The sequence below is a fragment of the Frigoribacterium sp. CF331 genome, from assembly GCF_057787905.1.
The window spans coordinates 1,030,211-1,050,367 of record NZ_CM173545.1; the positions used below are offsets into that span (position 1 = coordinate 1,030,211).

The following is a 20,157-nucleotide window of genomic DNA, read 5'->3' on the forward strand; positions in this document are numbered from 1 at the left end:
CACCGCGCCTCCTCGACGGGGTCGGGACGGCGGCGTGCGAGGGCGGTCAGCCCTTCACGCTCGAACCGACGTCGGTCGAGATGAAGTAGCGCTGGAACACGATGAAGAGCAGGACGACCGGCGCGGCCAGCACGACGGCACCGGCGAGGGTGGCGCCGAACGGGTTCGCCGCCGTCGCCGCGACGTTGCTGATGTAGTTCGCCAGCGAGACGGCCAGGGGCTGCATCGAGGCCTCCTTCGTGATGAGGAACGGCCAGAGGAACTCGTTCCACGGGCCGATGAAGGTCAGCAGCAGGGCCGTGACCAGCGCGGGGCGCACGAGCGGCAGCGCGATGTTCCACAGCAGCCGGAACTCGCCGGTGCCGTCGATGCGGGCCGCCTCGAAGAGCTCCTTCGGCAGCTGCAGGAAGTACTGCCGGAAGATGATCACCGCCGTCGAGTTGATGGCGAACGGCAGGATCATGCCGAGGTAGTTGTCGCTCAACCCGTAGTTGCGCGCGATCAGCACGTACAGCGGGATGATCAGCAGCTGGAACGGCACCACCTGCACGAGGAGCGCCAGGGCGAAGGTGACCCCGCGGCCCCGCCACTGCAGCACGGCCAACGCGTAGCCGACCAGCACGCCGAACACGAGGGTGCAGGCGAGCACGCCGACCGTGAAGATGCCCGAGTTGACCAGGCCGGTCAGCAGTCCGATGCGGCTGTCGATCGCGGCGTAGTTCTCGACCGTCAGGTTCGACGGGTGCGGGAAGGCACCCGCCACGGTCGGGTCGGGCTTGGTCTGCAGCGACCCGATCACCATGTAGTAGAAGGGGAACAGGAAGGCCAGGGCGCCGATCGCGAGCACGACGCCCCGCAGCGTCGTCTGGGCACGGGTCAGCGGTGGCTTCTTCGCCACCCGCGGGGTGCGGGCGGGGCTCGCCCCGGGGGTCGGGGCGTGGTCGTCGACGAGCGTCATCGTTCGTCCTTCCCACCGGCGAACCGGTTCTGCAGCAGGGCGATGACCAGCACGAGGATCACGAGCACGACGCCGATGGCGGCCGCCTGGTCGGGGTTCCCCTGCTCGATGCCCTTCTGGTACATCAGCAGCACGGGCGAGGTCGACGCGCCGTTCGGCCCGCCTCCCCCGGTCAGCAGGTACGGCTCGGTGAAGAGGTTCGCACCCGTGACGGTCGAGACGAGCAGCACGAGCACGGTGGCGGGCCGGACGCCCGGCACCGTGACGGTGAAGAACGACCGGATCGGGCCGGCACCGTCGCTCGACGCCGCCTCGTACAGCTCCTTCGGCACGTTCTGCAGTGCCGCGAGGTACAGCAGGATGTAGAAGCCGAGCTGCTTCCACGTGACGAACAGCGCGATCGAGGGCATCGCCCAGGCCGAGTTGATCAACCACGACGGCGTGGGGGCCAGCGGCCCGAGCACCTGGTTGACGAGTCCGTCGCCGTTGAACAGGAACAGCCAGACGGCGACCACCGCGACGCTCGCCGTGAGGTACGGCACGTAGAACGCCACCCGCAGGAAGCCCCGGAAGTGCACGACCCGGTCGAGCGCCGTGGCGAGCACCATGCTCAGCACGACGGTCAACGGGACGTTGATCACCAGGAAGACGCCGACGTTGCCGAACGAGCGGATGACCGCCGGGTCGGTGAACGCGGTGACGAAGTTGTCGAGGCCGACGAAGGGGCGGGCGACGACCGCGCCGGGGGCGGTGAAGAAGTAGTCGTGGAACGCGATGTAGACCGCGTAGACCAGCGGGTACGCGAACACCGCCAGCACGAACACCAGGTACGGCGCGCTGAACAGCAGGCCGAGCGGGTTCTTGCCGAGCAGGCCGCCCCGGCGACGCCCGCGCGGGTCGTCACCTCGGCGACGGCCCGCCCGGTGCCCCGAACCGGGGCCTCCCGAGGAGGCGCGGTGCGCCTCCTCGGAGCGGCCGGCGGTCGGCGACGCTGCCGCCGCCTCGTGCACGGTGGACACGATCAGCCCTGCGCCGCGAGCTCGTCGATCTTGTCCGCGGCGTCCTTCAGCGACGAGTCGACGTCACCCTTGCCGAAGATCACGCTGTTCGACCACGCGTCGCGGAAGGCCTGCAGCTCGGCGACCGTGTTCGGGCCCGCCGGCACCTCGACCGTACGGGCGGCCTGTTCGCCGAAGAGCTGGTACGACGGGTTCGCCGAGAAGTAGTCGGCGTAGGTCGAGGCCAGGTCGGTGCGGATCGGCATCTGGCCCGTGGTCTCGAGCAGGGCGCGGTCCTCGTCGCTGCTGGTCGAGAACTTCAGGAAGTCCCACGCCGTGCCCTGGTTCTCGCAGGCGGTGTACATCCCGACGTTCTTCGCGTCGCTGAACGTGTAGGTCTCGTCGGCACTCGTGCCGTCCTTGGTCGGGACGGGCACGGCACCCCAGTTGACGTCCTTGTACACGGACACGGCCCAGGGCCCCACGATCGACATCGCGGCCTCTCCGTCGGCGAACGAGTCGCCCGTGTACTGCTCCTGACCCGCCAGGCCCTGCTCGTAGAGCGAACGCCAGAAGGTCGCGACGTCCTCGCCCGCGGTGTCGGCGAAGGTGGCCTTGCCGTCCTCGACGAGGCCGGTGCCCCCGGTCTCGGCGGCGTAGAGCGGCATGAAGTCGAACTGCGACTGGAAGAACTCGCTCGTCGGGGCCGGGTGGATGGCGTACTTCGAGACGCCCGCGTCGACGAGGGTCTTCGAGGTCGCGAGGAAGTCGTCGTAGGTCGACAGGCTCGGGTTCTCGGCGTCGAGTCCGGCCTTCGTGAAGAGGTCCTTGTTGTAGAAGATCATCACCGGGTTGGACTTCCAGGGCAGCTGGTAGTACTTGCCGTCGGCGTCCTGGTACTGCTTCGCGAGGTCGCCGCTGCGCTCCTCGATGTAGCTGGCGCCGTCGGGGAAGCTCGACAGGTCGACGAGGCCGCCCTGCTTCTGGAACTGCCCGACCGCGCTCGGGGCGGTGTTGTAGACGAGGCAGGGCGCGTTGCCGGCCGTGATGGCCGCCCCGATGACCTCCTCGCTCGACTTGCCGGCGGGGATCTCCTGACCCTTGACCTGCTCGTCGGGGTGGTCGGCGTTCCAGGCCTCTACCATGGCCTTGCCCCAGCTGACCTCCTGCTCGTTGTTCGAGTACCAGATCGTGATGGGGCCCTTGGCGGTGAGGGCGTCGCTCGAGGCGCCGCCTCCGCCCGAGCAGGCGGTCAGGCCGAGGGCGGCGACCAGGACGGTGGCGCCGAGGGTGGCGCGGCGGGTGAAGCGTGTGCGTCGTTGCACGGTGTTCTCCTTGGGTGGGGGGTGGGTGCTGCGGTGCGGCTAGGGGGTGGTCTCGGGTGGGGTGGTCTCGGGTGCGGTGCGGTAGAAGTACAGGTCGCGGTGGCCGGCGGGGGCGTCCCAGCCCTGCGCGAAGGTCCAACGCCCGCCGACCCTCTGCAGGCCGCCCCAGCTGAGGGAGCCGCCCGGGGTCAGGGCGAGTTGGTCGAACGGCCTGGCGACGTCGTAGACGACCTGGCTCGCGGCGAAGACCCCGTCGACGTCGTGGAACACGTCGAGCACGAGCCGACCGTCGCCCGTCACGACGTCGGCGGCCACCTCGTGCAGGTGCCCGCCGACGTCGGACAGGTCGAGGTAGGGCACGGGCTCGAAGGTCCACCGACGCAGGTCGTCCGAGCGGCCGACGTGGAGCACGCCGTCGAAGCCCTCGCTGACGAACATGAGGTACTGCCCGGGGTCGTCGGCCGAGCCGGTGCCGCCGAGCCGGACGGCGTCGCCGAGCTCGTCGCGCGGGATGACGGCGCCCTTGGCCCAGAGCCTCGTCTGCTCGTGGTCCGCGATCGGCCCGAGCTTCTGCCAGGTGACGAGGTCGTCGCTGACGGCCAGCAGCACGTCGATGCCGACCGCCTGCACGGGGTACCCGGTGCTCGGGTGCGCGACCCGCGCCTCCTCGGTGATCGGGAAGACGCCGTTGTAGAAGAGCCAGAAGCGGCCCTCGGCCCGGTAGACCTTGGGGTCCTCGGTGCCGTAGAGCTCGTCGTCGAGGGTCGGGCGGAGGACCGGGTTGGCCGGGTCGTCGACCCAGCCGGCCCCGGGGGCGGGCCGACCGTCGGGCGCGAGGGCGAGCGTGGCGTGGCCGATGCGGCTGCCGAGGCTCTCCTTGCGGGGCGAGGCTCGGTAGAAGAGGTGCAGCGTGCCGTCGTGCTCGATCAGGCTGGGGTTGTAGAGGGAGTCGCTCGTCCACCCGATGCCGTCGGGGTCGGGCCACTGGCCGTCGAGGGTGAACGTGAACGCCGGGTCCGCGGCGAAGGGGCCGACGGCCCAGTCGGGGCGGTCGGAGCCGTAGGCGGCCGGGCTCGAGAAGGTCAGCTGCGAGAGCGCGCCCGTCAGCTCGTTCCGGTGCACGAGGGCCTCGTCGAGCACCGTCCGGAGGCGCTCGCGCGTGAGCGGGACGAGGTACGGCGTCGAGGCGGCCCGGGCCGCGTCGACGACGGTCGGGGGAACGGTGGTCGTCATCGGGGGGCACCCACTTCGTCGTGTGCGGTCTCGCTGGTCTACCGAAACGTTTCGGTAGACCGAGAAGCTAGCACGGAGACGGCCCGACCGGAACCCCCGCCCGCGTCGTCGCCCGAACCGCGCCTCCTGACCTGACGCGACGGGCCCCTGCCGCAGGTCGCACCACCCTCGCGTCGTCGAACCACCCCGGAACGTGGTTCGACGACGCGAGGGTGGTGCGACCCCGACGCCCGGGCGCCGAGCGACCGGGGCGGTGGCGGGCCCCAGGGCCCGCGCCCGGCTCGCCGACCCGGCCCGCCGACCCGACTCAGCGGGCGGCCGGCCCCGTCGACGAGCGGACGAGCAGGCGGGCCGGAGCGATCTCGGCGTCCGTGACGGCCTCGCCCTCGACGGCCGAGAGCAGGAGGCGCGCCGCCTCGGCCCCGACGAGCCGCGGAGCCGTCGTCAACGTGGTCAGCCCGGGGCGCACGTACGACCCGAGCTCGATGCCGTCGAAGCCCGCCACGCTGACGTCGCCGGGGACGCGGAGGCCGAGCCGGTCCACCTCGGTCATGAACCCGATCGCGGCCAGGTCGTTGGCGCAGAACACGGCGGTCGGCCGGTCGTCGCCGGGCGCGCCCGCTCCGGCGCCGACGCCCGTCGCACCCGGGCCGAACAGCCGGGACGCGGCGCGGGCTCCCCCGTCGTAGGTGAAGTCGGCCTCGACGACGACCCCGGGGTCGCGCCCGGCCGCCACGAGGGCGTCGTGCCAGGCCGCGCCGCGACGCCGCGAGTGCACGAAGCGGTCGGGCCCGGCGACGTGCGCGAAGCGTCGGTGGCCGAGCGACACGAGGTGCTCGACGAGCTCGCCGATGCCGGCCGAGTCGTCCTGCCGCACGGCGGGCAGCGGGAAGCCGGCGGCCGGGTTGACCCCGACCGCGGGCAGGTCGAGCTCGCGGACGAGGTCGACGCGAGGGTCGTCCACGGTGAGCTCGTCCAGGAAGACGCCGTCGACCCGACGCCCGGCCGCGAGCCGGCGGTAGCGCTCGAGCGGCTCGTCGGCGGCCGACCCCATCTGCAGGATCAGCGCGTAGCCGCGAGGGTCGAGCACCGACTCGAGCCCGCCGATGAAGGCGCCGAAGAACGGGTCGGACTCGAGCACGAACGGGTCGCGGTGGACGACCAGCCCGACCGTGAAGGCCCGCTTTGCGCTGAGGCTGCGCCCCCGCACGCTCGGCACGAAGCCGAGGTCGTCGGCGGCCTGGCGGATGCGCGCGCGGGTCTGCTCCGAGACGCCGGGGCGACCGTTGAGGGCGCTGCTGACCGAGCTGATCGCGACGCCCGCCCGGGCCGCGACCTCGACGATGGTGACCCGCTCTGCCACGCCGCGCCTCCTCGTCCTCAGCCGTGCCGCCGTCCGTGTGCGTCCGCCGCGCCCCCACGATGCTACTGACCCGCCGTCACCGCCACCGCCCGGCGGACGGGCACACCCTAGGGTCGAGGCATGCTCATCGTCTCGCTCGTCGCGGCCTCGCTGGCCGCCCTGCTGCACGTCTACGTCTTCGTGATGGAGTCCTTCCTCTGGACCACCCCGCGAATCCGCGCCACCTTCGGCGTCACGAGCGACGCCCAGGCCGAGCACACCAGGGGCCTCGCCTTCAACCAGGGCTTCTACAACCTGTTCCTCGCCGTCGTCACGATCGTGGGCGTCGTCCTCGTGGCGGCGGGAGGGGCAGGAGGCGCGGGCAGCGCCCCCGAGGCGTCCCCGGCGGGCACCGCGCTGCTGGTGGCGGGCACGGGGTCGATGCTCGCGGCAGCGCTCGTCCTGCTCTTCTCCGACCGGACCAAGACCCGCGCCGCCCTCACCCAGGGAGCCCTGCCGTTCGTCGCCCTCGTCACGCTGCTCGTCTCGTCGTACTGACCTGCCGGCCCGCCCTCGATGTGACCGTCTGGTCACTTCTGCCGCACTACCCTGGGCTGGTGACCGACGCCACCCGCGCCTCCTCCGCTCCCGCCGACGCCGCGGCGGGCGGCTCGGGGCCCGCCGCCCCGACGACCCACTGGACGCTGACCCTCGTCTGCCAGGACCGGCCCGGCATCGTCCACGCGATCAGCGGCGCGGTCGTGCAGGCCGGCGGCAACATCACCGAGTCGGCCCAGTTCTCGAGCCACGACACGGGCACCTTCTTCATGCGGCTGCAGGTCGAGGCCCCCGGCGAGCGCGACGCGTTCGAGAGCGCCCTCGCCCCCGTCGTCGCGCACTACGGCATGACGCACCGGCTCGACGTGGTCGGCCGTCCGACCCGCACGCTCGTGCTCGCGAGCAAGGCCGCGCACTGCGTCAACGACCTGCTCTTCCGCCAGCGCGCCGGGCAGCTGCCGATCGAGGTGCCGCTGATCCTCGCCAACCACGACGACCTGTCGGGGCTGGCCGAGTTCTACGGCAAGCGGTTCGAGCACCACCCGGTCACCGACCCCGCGTCGAAGGCGGCGTTCGAGGCGCGCGTGCTGCAGGTCGTCGACCGCTACGACGTCGAACTCGTCGTGCTGGCGCGGTACATGCAGATCCTCAGCCCCGAGCTGTGCGCGGCGCTCGAGGGGCGCGCGATCAACATCCACCACTCGTTCCTGCCCGGGTTCAAGGGGGCCAACCCCTACCGGCAGGCGCACGCACGCGGCGTGAAGCTGATCGGCGCGACGGCGCACTTCGTCACGAGCGACCTCGACGAGGGGCCGATCATCGAGCAGAACGTCGTCCGGGTCGACCACACCCGCAGCGCCCCCGAGCTGATGGCGATCGGTCAGGACGAAGAGAGCCGCACCCTGACCCAGGCCGTCCGCTGGTTCGCCGAGGACCGGGTGCTGCTCGACGGCGCCCGCACGATCGTCTTCCGCTAGGCCCGCTCGGCCCACCCGGCCGGCCCGGCTCGGCCGGTTCGGGCACCGAGTGGGCAGAAGCCGCTGCTCCAGAGCCCGCGACCAGCACTTCCTGCCCACTCGGCACCCGGCAGCTCGATCCGGCAGTGCCGGGTAGGACGGGGGCCGCACGGCACACACCGGATCGGACGCACGCCGCACCGCACACCCCGAACAGCACACGCCGCACCGTGACAGCCCGCGCCGTACGCTGGGCGGGTGACTCCGACCGACTCCGCCCCCTCACCCGCTCCGGCCCGCGGCGGCCCGGTCGCCGCCCCCGACGTGGTGCGGTTCGTCACGCTGATCTTCGCGTTCCTGAGCCTCGGCTTCTGGGGCTACCTGGCCTGGCCGTTCCCGTTCCCGTCGTTGGCGTTCATGATCGGCGCGCCCCTGTTCGCCATCGTCGTGTGGGGGCTGTTCCGGTCGCCCCGCGCCCCGATCGCCACCGACGCCGTCGGCAAGGCCCTCGTCGAGATCGCGATCATGGGGGCCGTGGTCGCGGCCTGGGCGATGCTCGGCCACCCGGTCGTCGCCGCCGTGTTCGCCGTCGTCGCCCTGGTCACGGGCGTGCTGGCCTTCCGTCGCGACGCGCGGCGTGACACCGGCCGTGCCCCGGGCCGGGGCGGCGGGGCCCGACGATGACCACCACCCTCTTCACGGACGCGCGCAAGGTCGACGCCGACGGCGAGGTCGACGGCTTCTGGATGCTCGTCGACGGCGACCTCATCGTCGCCACCGGCGCCACGGTGCCGGGGTCGCGGGTGCCGGGGTCGCGGGTGGCGGACGGGGCGAGGGGCGGGGTCGACGCGACCCGCGCCTCCTCGGCGTCGCCCGCGGGCGCGACTCCGACCCGGTCCACACCCCCGGGAGGCGCGGTGCCGCCCCCGGCGGACGTCACGGTCGACCTCGCGGGCGCGACCCTCACCCCGGGGCTGATCGACCTGCACACGCACGGCGGCGGCGGTCACGCCTTCGACGGCGGGCCCGACGACCTCGACGCCGGCCTCGCCCTGCACCGACGCCACGGCACGACCCGGTCGCTGGTGAGCCTGGTCGCGAACCCGGTGCCGGTGCTGACGCGGTCGCTCGGGTTGATCGGCGACCTCATGCGGCGCGACACGCTCGTGCTCGGGGCGCACCTCGAGGGGCCGTTCCTGGCTCCCGACCGGCGGGGCGCCCATGCGCCGCACGTCCTGCTCGAACCCGACGCGGCCACGGTCGAGGCCCTGCTCGAGGCGGGCGACGGCGTCGTGCGGCAGGTCACGGTCGCGCCCGAACTGCCCGGCGGGCTCGACGCCATCGACCGGCTCGTCGCCGCGGGCGTGGTCGCCGCCGTCGGGCACACCGACGCCGACTTCGACCTGGCGCGCGCAGCGTTCGACCGCGGCGCCTCGCTCGTGACGCACGCCTTCAACGCGATGGCCGGCATCCACCACCGCGACCCGGGGCCGCTCGTCGCGGCGGTCGGCGACGAGCGGGTGACGATCGAGCTGATCCTCGACGGGGTGCACGTCCACCCGGCCGTCGCCGAGCTCGTGCTGCGGTCGGCCCCGCGGCGGGTCGCCCTCGTCACCGACGCCATGGCCGCGGCGGGCGCGTCGGACGGCGACTACCGCATCGGCGAGCTCGCGGTCACCGTCGACCACGGCGTCGCCGTGCTCACGGGCACCTCGACGATCGCCGGGTCGACCCTCACGCAGGACGCCGCCCTGCGCCTCGCGGTCACGGCGGCCGGCCTCTCGCCCGTCGACGCGGTCGCCGCGCTGACGCTCGTGCCGGCCCACGTGCTCGGACTCGACGCCGGGGGCCGACGAACGGGCACGCGCGCAGCGCAGGCCGGCAACGCGCCCACGGCGCAGGGCACGGCGCAGGGCCCAAGAGCGGCCCCGGCACCGGACACCGCGCGGAGCCGCGGGCAGGCCGAGGCCCGTCCGCCGCTCGGGCGCCTCGCCCCGGGCCATGCGGCCGACGCCGTGGCCTGGCACGACGACTGGACGGTCGCCCGGGTCTGGGCCGCCGGCCGCGAACTGCCCATCGGCTGATCCCGGCACCGCCTGACCCCGCCCCGCACCGCCTGGCCCCGCCCCGCCCGGCCCCGCCCTCACGACATTGCACCGCGTTTCGTGCACGACACCGTGACTAGTCGCGGTGTCGTGCACGAAACGCGGTGCAACGGGGCGCACCCGTGGGCCGCGGGCCCTGCCCCTACCCCTTCAGGTCGGGGAAGTCCCCGTCGCGCCACTCGGCCGCAGCCCGCTCGCCCGACCGGGCCAGCGCCTCCTCGCGGTCGCGCAGCTCGACGCGGCGGATCTTGCCCGAGATCGTCTTCGGCAGCTCGGCGAACTCGACCCGCCGCACGCGCTCCCACGCGGGCAGCGACGCCCGGGCGTGCGCGAGCACGGCGCGGGCGGTCTCGGCGTCGGGAGCCCACCCCTCGGCCAGGGTCACGTAGGCCTTGACGACGTTCAGCCGGGTGTCGTCGGGCGCCGGCACGACGGCCGACTCGGCCACCGCGGGGTGCTCGATCAGCATGCTCTCGACCTCGAACGGCGAGATCTTGTAGTCCGACGACTTGAAGACGTCGTCGGTGCGGCCGACGAAGGTGATCATGCCGTCGGCGTCGCGCACGGCGACGTCACCGGTGTGGAACAGTCCGTCGCGCATCGACGACTCGGTCCGGGCCTCGTCGCCGAGGTAGCCCGTCATCAGGTTGACCGGGCGCGTCGTCAGGTCGAGGCACACCTCGCCCTCGTCGCCGACGACGCCCGTGACGGGGTCGACCAGCACGACGTCGACGCCGGGCAGGGCACGTCCCATCGAGCCGGCCTTGATCGTGCCGCCGGGCGCGTTGGCGACGATGGCCGTCGTCTCGGTCTGCCCGTAGCCGTCGCGGATGTCGAGGCCCCAGCCCTGCTGCACCCTCCCGATCACCTCGGGGTTGAGCGGCTCCCCCGCCGACAGCGCCTCGCGCAGCGCACCCGGCCGCGAGCCCAGCGACGACTGGATCAGCATGCGCCACACCGTCGGCGGCGCGCAGAACGAGGTGACCCCGGCCCGCTCGAGCTGGTCGCGCAGCTCGGCGGGGCGGAACCGGCCGTAGTTGTAGACGAAGACGGTGGCCTCGGCGGTCCACGGCGCGAAGAAGCAGCTCCAGGCGTGCTTGCCCCACCCCGGCGACGAGATGGTCATGTGCACGTCGCCCGGTCGCACGCCGAGCCAGTACGTCGTCGTCAGGTGGCCCACCGGGTACGACGCGTGCGAGTGCACGACCATCTTCGGCTTGCTCGTGGTGCCCGAGGTGAAGTAGACGAGGCACGGGTCCCCCGTCGCGGTCACGACGTCGGGACGAGACGAGGAGGCGCGGTGCGAGTCCCCGAACGACGTCCAGCCCTCAGGGGTCGCCTCGCCGGCGGGCACGACGGCGATGCGCGTGACGGCCTCGATCCCCTGGACACCGGCGAACGCGGCGGCGTCGCCCGCGTTGGCGATCACGTGGCGCACCAGCCCGCGGTCGACGCGGTCGGCGAGGTCGGCGCTGCCCAGCACCGTGGAGGTCGGCAGGATGACGGCGCCCACCTTCATGACGGCGAGCATGGCCTCCCACAGCTCGACCTGGTTGCCGAGCATGAGCATGACGTGGTCGCCCTTCGCGACGCCGAGGTCGTGCAGCCACGCGGCGACCTGGTCGCTGCGTCGGCGCATCGCGTCGAACGACACCTTCTGCTCGGAGCCGTCCTCCTCGACGATCCAGAGCGCCGTGCGGTCGCTGCCGTCGGCGACGACGTCGAACCAGTCGGTCGCCCAGTTGAAGCGGTCGCCGACGTCCGGCCAGCGGAACTCGTCGCTCGCCCGGTCGAGGTCGCGACCGAGGCCGAGCAGGTGGTCGCGGGCGGCGCGGTACGCGGCGGTGGCCGGGGCGTCGGTGGCCGGGGCGTCAGCGACGGGCGGGGCGGGGGCGGCAGGGACCCCGGCGGGGGCGTCGGGCGATCGGGATGCGTCGGACATCCCGCCATCATGCACCCGCGTCCGTGCCGGGCCCGACAGGGGCGCGGGCCGCTCGCCTAGGGTCGTGACATGACGACCGACGCGACCCGCGCCTCCTCATCCGCCGTCCCGTCCGGCCGCTCGCGGCCTGCCCTCGAGATCGCGGTGACGAGTGCGGCCGGGGCCGTCACGGCACGCGACGGCGGGGCGGACCGCGTCGAGCTGTGCAGCGCCCTCGAGCTCGGCGGCGTCACCCCGTCGCAGGGTCTCGCCGAGGCGGCCGTCGCGACGGGCGTGCCGGTGCACGCGTTGGTCCGGTGCCGGCCCGGGGGCTTCACCTACGACGCCGACGAGCTCGACGTGATGGTGCGCGAGACCCGGGCGCTGGTGCGGTCGGGCGTGGCCGGCGTCGTCGTCGGCGCGCTGCGTGAGGACGGCTCGCTCGACGTCGACGCCGTCCGCTGGTTCGTCGACGCCGCCCTCGACGCCGCCGGGCCGGCCCGTGTCCCAGCGCTCGAGGTCACCGTCCATCGGGCCGTCGACCGCGCGGCCGACCCGGTGGCGGCCGTGGCGGCACTCGCGGGGCTTGGTGTCACGCGCGTGCTGACGTCGGGCGGGGCGTCCACGGTCGGGACGGGTCTCGCCACGGGGGTGCTGCCGCGCATGATCGAGGTCGCGGGCGACGTGCAGGTGATGGCCGGGGGCGGGGTGCAGCTCGGCGACGTCCCGGCACTCGTGGCCGCGGGGGTCGACGCCGTGCACCTGTCGGCGAAGCGGGCGCAGGCCGTGCGCGCCTCCTCGTCCCGGTCGGGGACGACCGTGTCGCTCGGCACCGAGGCGACGACCGACTCGTGGTTCGGCACCGACCCCGAGCTGGTCCGCGCCGCCCGCCACGCCCTCGACCGGGCCTGACCCGACGGCCCCGACCCGACACCCCGGGGCCGGCGAGCCGACCACCACGGGTCGCAGGGGTGCACAGTGGAGCGATGACATCGACGTCCCTCCTCGTGATCGGCGGCACCGGGCAGATCAGCGCCTCGGTCGTGAAGCAGGCCCTGCGCGACGGCCTCGCCGTGACCGTGCTCAACCGCGGCAGCACCACCATCAGGCCGGTGCCCGCGGGCGTCGAGCAGCTCGTCGCCGACGTCCGCGACGAGGAGGCGCTGGCCGCCGCCCTGAGGGGGCGTCGCTTCGACTCCGTGGCCGACTTCCTGACCTTCACGCCCGACCAGCTCGCGTCGATGCTGAGGGTGCTGGCGCCGCTGACCGACCAGTACGTGTTCATCGGCTCGGCGTCGGCCTACCAGAAGCCCCCGGTGACGTTGCCGATCACCGAGGCGACCCCCCTGTTCAATCCGTGGTGGTCGTACTCACGCGACAAGATCGCCTGCGAGCGCCTGCTGCGCGACGAGCACCTCGCCGGGCGGGTGCAGGCGACGGTGGTGCGCCCCTCGCACACGTACGACGAGACGGCCGTGCCGCTGCTCGGCGGCTGGACCACGATCGAGCGGATGCGCCGCGGCGACCCGGTCGTGCTGCACGGGGACGGCACGTCGCTCTGGGCGCTGACCCACTCGGCCGACTTCGCCCGCGCCTTCGTCGGCCTGCTCGGCCACCCCGGAGCCCTCGGCGAGGCGTTCCACATCATGTCGCCCGAGCTGCTCACCTGGAACATGATCGCCCGCGACCTGGCCGACGCCGCGGGCGCGTCGTTGCACGTCGTCCACCGCACGACGCAGGTGCTGACCGACGAGGTGCCCGAGTGGACGGCCGACCTCTGCGGCGACCGCAGCCACCCGGCCGTGTTCGACACGTCGAAGATCCGCGCGTTGGTGCCCGGCTGGGAGGCGCGGGTGCCGTTCGCCGAGGGAGCCCGCCAGATCGTCGCCTGGCACGACGCCGACGCGTCCCGCCGCACGGTCGACCCCTGGGTCGACGACGCCTACGAGCGGCTCGTCGCGCTGTAGCCGGGCGGCAGGGGTCGCGGGCGGCGCGTCGTCCGGACCCGCGCCTCCCCCGGTCGCACCACCGTCGCGTCGTCGAACCACCCACGGGCGTGGTGCGACGACGCGAGCGTGGAGCGACCAGCCGGCAGTGCGACGTTCAGCCGGCAGTGCGACGTTCAGCCGGCGGTGCGACGCAGCGCGGGCGCGGCCGTGGGCGACGAGGTGCGATCCACGGCAGCGGCCTCCGAGCCGTCCCGCACCGCGGACGCCGCGACGGGCAACGTCAGCCGGAACACCGCGCCGGGCCGCCCGAACCCGGGGGCCTCGCAGACCAGGTCGCCGCCGTGGGCGCGGGCGAGGCCGCGGGCGATGGGCAGGCCGAGGCCCGCGCCTCCGTCCCCGGAGCGTCGGGCCTCGTCGAGTCGCACCAGCCGGTCGAACACCCGCTCGCGGTCGCCCTCGGGCACGCCCGGGCCGTCGTCCGAGACCAGCACCGAGACCTCGTCGGCCCGCGACGCGTCGAGCCACAGCGTGACCTGCCCCGTGCCGCCCGTCGCGCGGGCCGCGTTGTCGACCAGGTTGCCGACGACCTGCGAGACGCGTCCCGCGTCGGCGGCGACCACGACCGGTCCGTCGGGCAGCACCACGCGCAGGTCGAGCGACGGCCGTCGCAGCCGCTGGCGTTCGACGTCGGCGAGCAGCGACGCGCCGAGGTCGACGGGTGCGACGTCGAGCGAGATGCCCTGGTCGACGCGAGCCATCAGCAGCATGTCGTCGATCAACCGGGAGGCGCGCTCGGCCTCGCGCACCACGTGCGTCGCGAGGCGCTCCCGTTCGTCGAGCGTGCCGGGCGAGCGCACGAGGGTGTCGGCCGCGGCGCGCATCCCCGCCACGGGGGTGCGCAGCTCGTGGGCGGCGTCCGAGACGAAGGCCCGCACCCGCGTCTCGGCGTCGAGGGCGGCCCGCTCGGCCCCCTCGACGCCGTCGAGCATCTCGTCGAACGCGACGGCGACGCGGCCGATCTCGGTGTCGCGACGAGCCGGGCGCAGGCGTCGGCCCCGGTCCCCGTGCGCGATGGACCGCGCCACGCCCGTCATCCGGTCGAGCGGTCGCAGCGTCGCCCGGACCACGAGGGCCAGGCCGATCGCGGCGATGAGCAGGAACGCCGCGGAGGCGCCGATCATCACCCAGCGCAGCTGCACCAGGGTCTCGCCCACCGACCGCGAGTCCGTCGTCAGCGTGATCGTCGAGCCGTCGCTGAGCTGCGAGACGAGGGTCGTGACCTCGTCGTCGCTCCGCACCTCGGACGAGCTGACCGTGACCGGGTCGGACGAGGAGGCGCCGGTCGCGTCCCCGGAGTCGGTGCCGGTCGACGGGTCGCCGCCGGACGACGAGCCGGAACCGGAGCCGCCGTCGGCGCCGGTGCCCGCGCCTCCCGGGCCGTCGGAGAGGCCGGAGGCCGGACCGCCGCGACCGGGGCCGCCCTCGCCGAGCGAGGGTGGGCCCTCGCGCAGCTCGTCGGGGCTCGGGCCGGCGACGATCGCGTCGCCGTCCGCGTCGCGGATGACGACCGACAGGCCCTGGGCCGACAGGCGGTCGGCGAGTTCGTCGCCGTCCACCGTGCCGACCAGGGCGGCGGCCGCCGCGGCCCGGTCCGAGAGCCGGTCGACGACCTGGGCGCGGAGGCGCTGGCCGAGGGTCAGCTCGACCGTCACGGCGAGCGCCGTCAGCAGGACGGCGAGCAGCAGCAGCACGGCGACGACCGTGCGGACGCGCAACGAGCCGGTCCGCAGCCCGGGTGCGGTCGCCTCGGGGGCCCGACCCGCGCCTCCTCGGGGGTGGGTCTGGGCGTCGTGGGGCCGGGTCGTGGCGTCGTGGGGTCGGGTCGGCTCGCCGGTCGACAGGGAGGCGCGGCGGGGGCGGGTCACGCGCTCATCCGGTAACCGAGACCGCGGACGGTGTGGATCAGGCGGGGGCCGCGGCTCTCCATCTTGCGGCGCAGCGCGCTGAGGTGCACCTCGACGAGGTTGGGGTCGTAGTCGTCGTAGCCCCAGACCTGGGTGAGGATCTGCGTCTTCGAGACGGTGCGTCCACGGCTCTCGGCGAGGAAGCCGAGCAGGCGGAACTCGGTCGCGGTGAGGTCGAGCGCTTCGCCGCCGCGCGTGATGCGGGCCGCCTCGGGGTCGACCACGAGGTCGCCGATCTCGATCACCGAGGGGATGCGACCACGACGACGCAGCACGGCCGTGACCCGGGCGATCAGCTCGGCCACGGCGAACGGCTTGACCACGTAGTCGTCGACGCCCTCGGAGAAGCCGCGCAGCCGGTCGTCGACCTCGTCACGCGCCGTCAGCATCACGACGGCCGCGTCCGACGAGGTGCGGATGGTGCTCGCCAGGCGGATGCCGCTCGCCCCGGGCAGCATCCAGTCGAGCACGACGAGGTCGGGCACGAAGGCGGCGAGCTGCTCGGTCAGGTCGGAGCCGTCGGCCAGGCCGTGCACGGCGAAGCCCTCGGCACCGAGCGCGGTGACGACGGCGGTGCGGATGGTCTCGTCGTCGTCGATCACGAGGACGCGGGCAGGGCTGAGCATCCACGCACGGTAGGTGCGGCGGGTGGGCGGAGGCTATGGACGGGCTGGGCGGCGGGTGTGCGTCGCAGCGAACGGCCAGCCGCGGCACCGGGGTCGGGCTCACGGGAAGACGGCGCCGCGGACGCCGCTCGCGTCAGCCGCGGGCGTGGCGGACGTACGCGACGATCGCGTTGGCGTGCCCGTGGCCCAGCCCGTGCTCGGACTTCAGCCACGACACGACCTGCATGTGGGCGTGCTCGTCGAGGCGTGCGTCGACCAGGTCGAGCCAGTCCTGCATCGGCCGACCGTAGGTGCGCTCGATGCTCGGGAAGTACGACGCCGGCCCCTTCACGGCCTGGCCGTCGGCGGGCGGTTCGGGTGCCAGGACGCGTCGCTCGGACATGCGGTGACGGTAGCAGCCCGGGACGGTGGCAGGCGGGGTCGACGCTTCGCAGCCGCCCGTTTCCCCTAGGGTCACCTCATGTCGAGGGAACGTCGAAGGCGCCAACTGATCGCCGGTGGGGTGACGGCGGCCGTCTCCCTCGGGGCGTTCGGCGCCGGAGGCCTGGTGTCGACCGCCTGGCCGGCGGCATCGGGAGTCGTCGGGGCGGTCAGCTTCGGGGCGTTCCTGGTCTCGCTCTGGTTCTTCCTGACGGTCGTCGCCGAGCGGGACGGCCCGCCGACGGCGACGACCGTGCTGCCGACGAACCCCGCGGCCCGGCCGGTGCGGCAGCTCCGAGAGCCTCCCTTCGTCCCGGTCCTGCGGCGGGTCGGCGTCGACGAGGCCCTCGACCTGTTGCTCGCCCAGGATCGCGGCGAGGACGCGACCAGCGACGAGCGCGAGGTCGTCGTCGCACTCACGGCCGCAGATCTCGTGACGATGTCGAGCGCCCTGCGGGCCGTCGTCGTCGACCCCTTCACGGACGACCGGGACGGGCTCCTCCGAGTGTCGTCGTCGACGGCACTCGCCTGGGCGCGCCGAGCGGATCGGGCCGCGCGGGATGCGCCCGCACCGGGTCCTCCGGGTGTCGGGTCGGTGGGGGTGCGACGCATCGGCTGGACGGCCTGGGCCCTCGAGCAGGATGACCCGGTCGGGGTCGGAGCGGCGCCGGACCCGTGGTTCGCCGTCCGTGTCGACCAGCTCCGGTTCGTCGCAGACGCGGTCCGGCGCGTGGCCCAGGCGGGGCCACCGGCCGGTCGGCCGGCAGCCGACGTGCCCGGACTCGACGAGGCGGTGGTCCACGAGGTGGCGTCGCGTCTGTCGCTCGTCCTCCGGGGCGCCTCGGTGTCCGACCCGCGCCCCGTTCCCGCTCCGCCCACCGGTAGGCGCGTGTCTCCCCCGCCTGTCCTGGTCGAGGTCACGTGGGGGCTCGAGCCGTCGGACGTCCGAAGCCGCCTCCGCCCCGGCCTCAGCTATCGGCCCCTCGTCTGGCTCGGCTCCGGCCACCCCGACTTCTCTGCCGGCGAGGCGACCCTCGACGGAGTCCTGGTGGGGGCGATCTGCTCACGAGCAGGGGACGGGGACGGGGACGGCCGCGACCGGGTCGAGCTCCGCTTCTGGGCGCAGGTCGACCTCGGCGATCTCGTCACACCCGGTGACCCGGTGACGCTGCTCGAGGGGGAACGCACCGTGGCCCGCGGCGTCGTGGTGGACGGCACGACTTAAGCCCCGCTTCAGATTCGCTTCCGAGAGTGGTGCCTGCCGGAGGGAACGACCCGACCGCCAGCCGCACCACGGCCGGCCCGGCACCGAGATCTGGAGACACCATGGCGAAGGACATCACCCCCGGCGGCCGCGACGACGACCGTCGCGACGAGGACACCCCCTCGCAGGACGACGCGTGGGCCGAGCGCCTCCGCCGCGAGGACGAGGACGAGGACGCCCGCGCGACGACCGAGCTGCCCGCCGCGGCACCCGGCCAGCCGACCGCACCGACCACGCCGATCGTCGCCGACGACCAGCGCACCCGCGAACTGCCTGCCGAGGGCAGTGCGTTCCGCGCCGAGCCGGCCACGCGACGCCGTTCGAAGAAGGGCCTGCTCGTCGGCATCGGCATCGCCGCGGCCGGCCTCGCCCTCGTCGGCACGAGCACGGCCGTCGCCGTCTCGAACGCCGGCGGCTCGACCGTCAGCGCCTCGTCGACCGCCACCCCGGGCCAGGACGACGCCTCGAAGCCGGGCGACGGCGCCACCGGGGCTCCGACGGACGCCCCGACCCCGCCGACCCCCGGTGACGAGGCAGACGGCAGCGGACCCGCCGAGGGCACCGGTCCCGACGGCAAGGCGCTGCCGACCCCGGGCACCGGCCCCGACGGCGAAGCCCTGCCCGAACCCGGCACGGGGCCTGACGGCAAGGCCCTGCCCGAACCCGGCACCGGCCCCGACGGCGAGGCCCTGCCGACCCCCGGCACCGGCCCCGACGGCAAGGCGCTGCCGACCCCCGCCGACGGCGGCCCGAAGGGCCCCGGCCACGGTCCCGGCAAGGGCGGACCCGAGAAGGACGCGGACGGCGGAGACGACTCCGATCGTCCGACCCCGCCGACCGACGCTCCGACCCCTCCCACGGACGCCCCGACGCCCACGGACGCGCCGACCCCCGACACCGACGAGGGCTCGGGCTCGTAGGTCGGCCCCGGACCTGCGGCCCCGGGCCTGCGGCCCGGACCGCAGGCTCCCGTCAGAACCGCGTGGTGATGCCGCCCTCGACCACGGGCGGCACGCCGCGGCGGTCGGCCGCGCCCCGCACCGTGGCGATCTCGGCCCACTTGTCGATCGTCGTGCAGGGGTGCGAGACGCCGAGCCGCACGAGGTCGCCGACCTGCAGGCCGGACGACGGGTCGAGCCGCAAGAAGGCGTGCTGGTCGTTCAGCGCCGAGACGTGCGACCCGTCGAGCACGCCCGGGAGGCGCCGGTCGGCCGCTTGGGGACGCCACGCCTCGAGCGCCACCGGGAACCCCTCGTCGTCGGAGGTGTCACGCCGGCCGACGTTGAGCAGGGCCAGCCCGGGCTCGGGACGCGACACCACGGACGCCCACAGCTCGAGGGCCGGTCGGAACGCCGGCCCTGCCGCGAGCCCGGCGGGCGCCCCGCCCGCGGGCTCGGCACCGAACCCCTCGGTGAGACCGTCGAGCCCGGTCAGCTCGCCGTCGGTCGGCCCGCCCATCTCGCGATCGGCCTGCGTCCCGGCCGAACCGTCGCCGACGACGACCGTGACGTCCCGGTCGACGTCACCCGCGCCTCCTGACCCCAGGGGCGTCGCGCCGCGGGCGGCGGGCGTCAACCGGCGGTACAGGTCGTGGTCGTGGGCCACGTACGAGCCCGATCGCAGCACGACGCGCGTGCGTGGGCCCTGCAGCCCCGAGGGGTCGTGGCGGCCGCCGAGCACGGCGACGACGCGGTCGAAGTAGACGCTTCCGCCCGCGGTGAGCACGACGTCGTGGCCGGACGCCAGCCAGGCGTCGAACGCCGGGGCCCCGATGCCGTCGAGCACCTCGAGCAGGCCCTGGAGGTAGTCGTCGACCACGGCGATGCCGGCGTCGTCGACGTCGTGGGTGAGGGCGCCCTCGTAACCGGCGACGCCGGCCAACACCAGGTGCGGAGCCGCGGTCACGGCCTCGGCCACGAGCAGGGCCTCGCGCACCGAGCGGGCCCCCGTCCGCCCGAGCGGCGACCCGAACTCGACCAGCACGGCCAACGGCCGCTCGGCCTCGCCCCGAGCCAGGCCGGCGTCGACCAGCCGCACCGTCTCGACCGAGTCGACCCACATCAGCACGTCGACCCCGGGCGCGGAGAGCGCCGCCAGGGTCGCCGGGGCGAACGCGGTGCCCGCCATGACGACGGTCGGCACCCCGGCCTCGCGCGCCACGGCGACCTGGAAGGCCGTCGCGAGCGTGATGCCCCACGCCCCGGCGTCGAGCTGCCGCCGCCAGATCTCGGGTGCCATCGTCGTCTTGCCGTGCGGCGCCAGGTCGACGCCGGCCTCTCGACACCAGGCGGCCATCGTGGCGACGTTGTGGTCGAGGGCGTCGAGGTCGAGGGTCAACAACGGGGTCGCGAGGTCGATCAGCGGCACGGGCCGCGGTTCGCGACCGAAGCCGACCTTGCTGGTCGACGGGTGGGCCGCGGTCGACGGGCCCTGGGACGACGGTGCCTGGGGTGACGTGGTCATGATGCCTTCCGACGGGGCGGGTGGAGGGTGGAGCGCTCAGGCCGTGTGTCGGTGCCTGCCGGTAGCTTGGCAGTC

The 20,157-nt window shown here is 74.2% G+C and carries 18 protein-coding genes; 8 read left to right on the forward strand and 10 right to left on the reverse strand.

Going from position 1 to position 20,157, the window contains the following annotated elements; translation table 11 throughout:
• Window positions 1–46: 46 nt before the first annotated feature.
• The 5 genes from AC3CCI_RS04810 to AC3CCI_RS04830 all read right to left on the reverse strand — a co-directional run bounded on the left by AC3CCI_RS04810 (window position 47) and on the right by AC3CCI_RS04830 (window position 5,877).
• On the reverse strand, window positions 47–958 hold the full coding sequence (locus AC3CCI_RS04810) for a carbohydrate ABC transporter permease (RefSeq protein ID WP_488628275.1): 912 nt from the start codon (window positions 956–958) through the stop codon (window positions 47–49).
• Entirely contained in the window at window positions 955–1,968 is a 1,014-nt protein-coding gene (locus AC3CCI_RS04815) for a carbohydrate ABC transporter permease (RefSeq protein WP_488628661.1), read from the reverse strand. Before AC3CCI_RS04815 ends, AC3CCI_RS04810 begins: the two co-directional genes overlap by 4 nt.
• 11 nt (window positions 1,969–1,979) lie before the next feature.
• The gene (locus AC3CCI_RS04820; protein WP_488628276.1) at window positions 1,980–3,281 is read right to left on the reverse strand and encodes an ABC transporter substrate-binding protein; all 1,302 of its coding nucleotides are present in this window, start codon (window positions 3,279–3,281) and stop codon (window positions 1,980–1,982) included.
• A gap of 39 nt (window positions 3,282–3,320) precedes the next feature.
• Window positions 3,321–4,514 (reverse strand): glycoside hydrolase family protein, encoded by a 1,194-nt coding sequence (locus AC3CCI_RS04825; protein WP_488628277.1) that lies wholly within the window; start codon window positions 4,512–4,514, stop codon window positions 3,321–3,323.
• Between the two features lie 307 nt (window positions 4,515–4,821).
• The gene (locus AC3CCI_RS04830; RefSeq protein WP_354595345.1) at window positions 4,822–5,877 is read right to left on the reverse strand and encodes a LacI family DNA-binding transcriptional regulator; all 1,056 of its coding nucleotides are present in this window, start codon (window positions 5,875–5,877) and stop codon (window positions 4,822–4,824) included.
• Window positions 5,878–5,997: 120 nt separating this feature from the next.
• On the opposite strand from AC3CCI_RS04830, the gene AC3CCI_RS04835 reads away from it, so the two are divergent.
• From AC3CCI_RS04835 to AC3CCI_RS04850, 4 genes are all read left to right on the forward strand, one after another.
• Window positions 5,998–6,414: a DUF1304 domain-containing protein gene (locus tag AC3CCI_RS04835; RefSeq protein ID WP_488628278.1), complete on the forward strand. Its 417-nt coding sequence runs from the start codon at window positions 5,998–6,000 to the stop codon at window positions 6,412–6,414.
• Between the two features lie 146 nt (window positions 6,415–6,560).
• Complete coding sequence (gene purU, locus AC3CCI_RS04840; protein WP_354595347.1) at window positions 6,561–7,391, forward strand: formyltetrahydrofolate deformylase; 831 nt, start codon at window positions 6,561–6,563, stop codon at window positions 7,389–7,391.
• A 237-nt stretch (window positions 7,392–7,628) separates the two neighbouring features.
• The gene (locus tag AC3CCI_RS04845; RefSeq protein ID WP_488628279.1) at window positions 7,629–8,054 is read left to right on the forward strand and encodes a YrdB family protein; all 426 of its coding nucleotides are present in this window, start codon (window positions 7,629–7,631) and stop codon (window positions 8,052–8,054) included.
• Window positions 8,051–9,454: an N-acetylglucosamine-6-phosphate deacetylase gene (locus AC3CCI_RS04850; RefSeq protein WP_488628280.1), complete on the forward strand. Its 1,404-nt coding sequence runs from the start codon at window positions 8,051–8,053 to the stop codon at window positions 9,452–9,454. The genes AC3CCI_RS04845 and AC3CCI_RS04850 overlap by 4 nt, the downstream gene beginning before the upstream one ends.
• Window positions 9,455–9,617: 163 nt before the next feature.
• Here the strand turns inward: AC3CCI_RS04850 and AC3CCI_RS04855 are convergent, their stop codons facing one another.
• Entirely contained in the window at window positions 9,618–11,417 is a 1,800-nt protein-coding gene (locus AC3CCI_RS04855; RefSeq protein ID WP_488628281.1) for an AMP-binding protein, read from the reverse strand.
• A gap of 69 nt (window positions 11,418–11,486) precedes the next feature.
• Between AC3CCI_RS04855 and AC3CCI_RS04860 the strand changes: the two genes are divergently transcribed.
• Window positions 11,487–12,308: a copper homeostasis protein CutC gene (locus tag AC3CCI_RS04860; protein ID WP_488628282.1), complete on the forward strand. Its 822-nt coding sequence runs from the start codon at window positions 11,487–11,489 to the stop codon at window positions 12,306–12,308.
• Between the two features lie 74 nt (window positions 12,309–12,382).
• Window positions 12,383–13,363 (forward strand): NAD-dependent epimerase/dehydratase family protein, encoded by a 981-nt coding sequence (locus tag AC3CCI_RS04865; protein ID WP_488628283.1) that lies wholly within the window; start codon window positions 12,383–12,385, stop codon window positions 13,361–13,363.
• A gap of 155 nt (window positions 13,364–13,518) precedes the next feature.
• Here AC3CCI_RS04865 and AC3CCI_RS04870 read toward each other — a convergent pair whose 3' ends face one another.
• The 3 genes from AC3CCI_RS04870 to AC3CCI_RS04880 form a co-directional block, all read right to left on the reverse strand.
• The gene (locus AC3CCI_RS04870) at window positions 13,519–15,270 is read right to left on the reverse strand and encodes a sensor histidine kinase (protein WP_488628284.1); all 1,752 of its coding nucleotides are present in this window, start codon (window positions 15,268–15,270) and stop codon (window positions 13,519–13,521) included.
• Window positions 15,267–15,935 carry a response regulator transcription factor gene (locus tag AC3CCI_RS04875; protein WP_488628285.1) on the reverse strand — a complete coding sequence of 223 codons (669 nt, stop codon included), beginning with the start codon at window positions 15,933–15,935 and terminating at the stop codon, window positions 15,267–15,269. The genes AC3CCI_RS04870 and AC3CCI_RS04875 overlap by 4 nt, the downstream gene beginning before the upstream one ends.
• A gap of 133 nt (window positions 15,936–16,068) precedes the next feature.
• Complete coding sequence (locus AC3CCI_RS04880) at window positions 16,069–16,317, reverse strand: DUF4287 domain-containing protein (protein WP_488628286.1); 249 nt, start codon at window positions 16,315–16,317, stop codon at window positions 16,069–16,071.
• Between the two features lie 78 nt (window positions 16,318–16,395).
• Between AC3CCI_RS04880 and AC3CCI_RS04885 the strand changes: the two genes are divergently transcribed.
• Both AC3CCI_RS04885 and AC3CCI_RS04890 read left to right on the forward strand, forming a co-directional pair.
• On the forward strand, window positions 16,396–17,580 hold the full coding sequence (locus AC3CCI_RS04885) for a serine/threonine-protein kinase (RefSeq protein WP_488628287.1): 1,185 nt from the start codon (window positions 16,396–16,398) through the stop codon (window positions 17,578–17,580).
• 101 nt (window positions 17,581–17,681) lie between these two features.
• The gene (locus AC3CCI_RS04890) at window positions 17,682–18,539 is read left to right on the forward strand and encodes a hypothetical protein (protein ID WP_488628288.1); all 858 of its coding nucleotides are present in this window, start codon (window positions 17,682–17,684) and stop codon (window positions 18,537–18,539) included.
• Between the two features lie 52 nt (window positions 18,540–18,591).
• On the opposite strand, the gene AC3CCI_RS04895 is transcribed toward AC3CCI_RS04890, so the two are convergent.
• On the reverse strand, window positions 18,592–20,082 hold the full coding sequence (locus tag AC3CCI_RS04895; RefSeq protein ID WP_488628289.1) for an alanine racemase: 1,491 nt from the start codon (window positions 20,080–20,082) through the stop codon (window positions 18,592–18,594).
• Window positions 20,083–20,157: the final 75 nt, after the last annotated feature.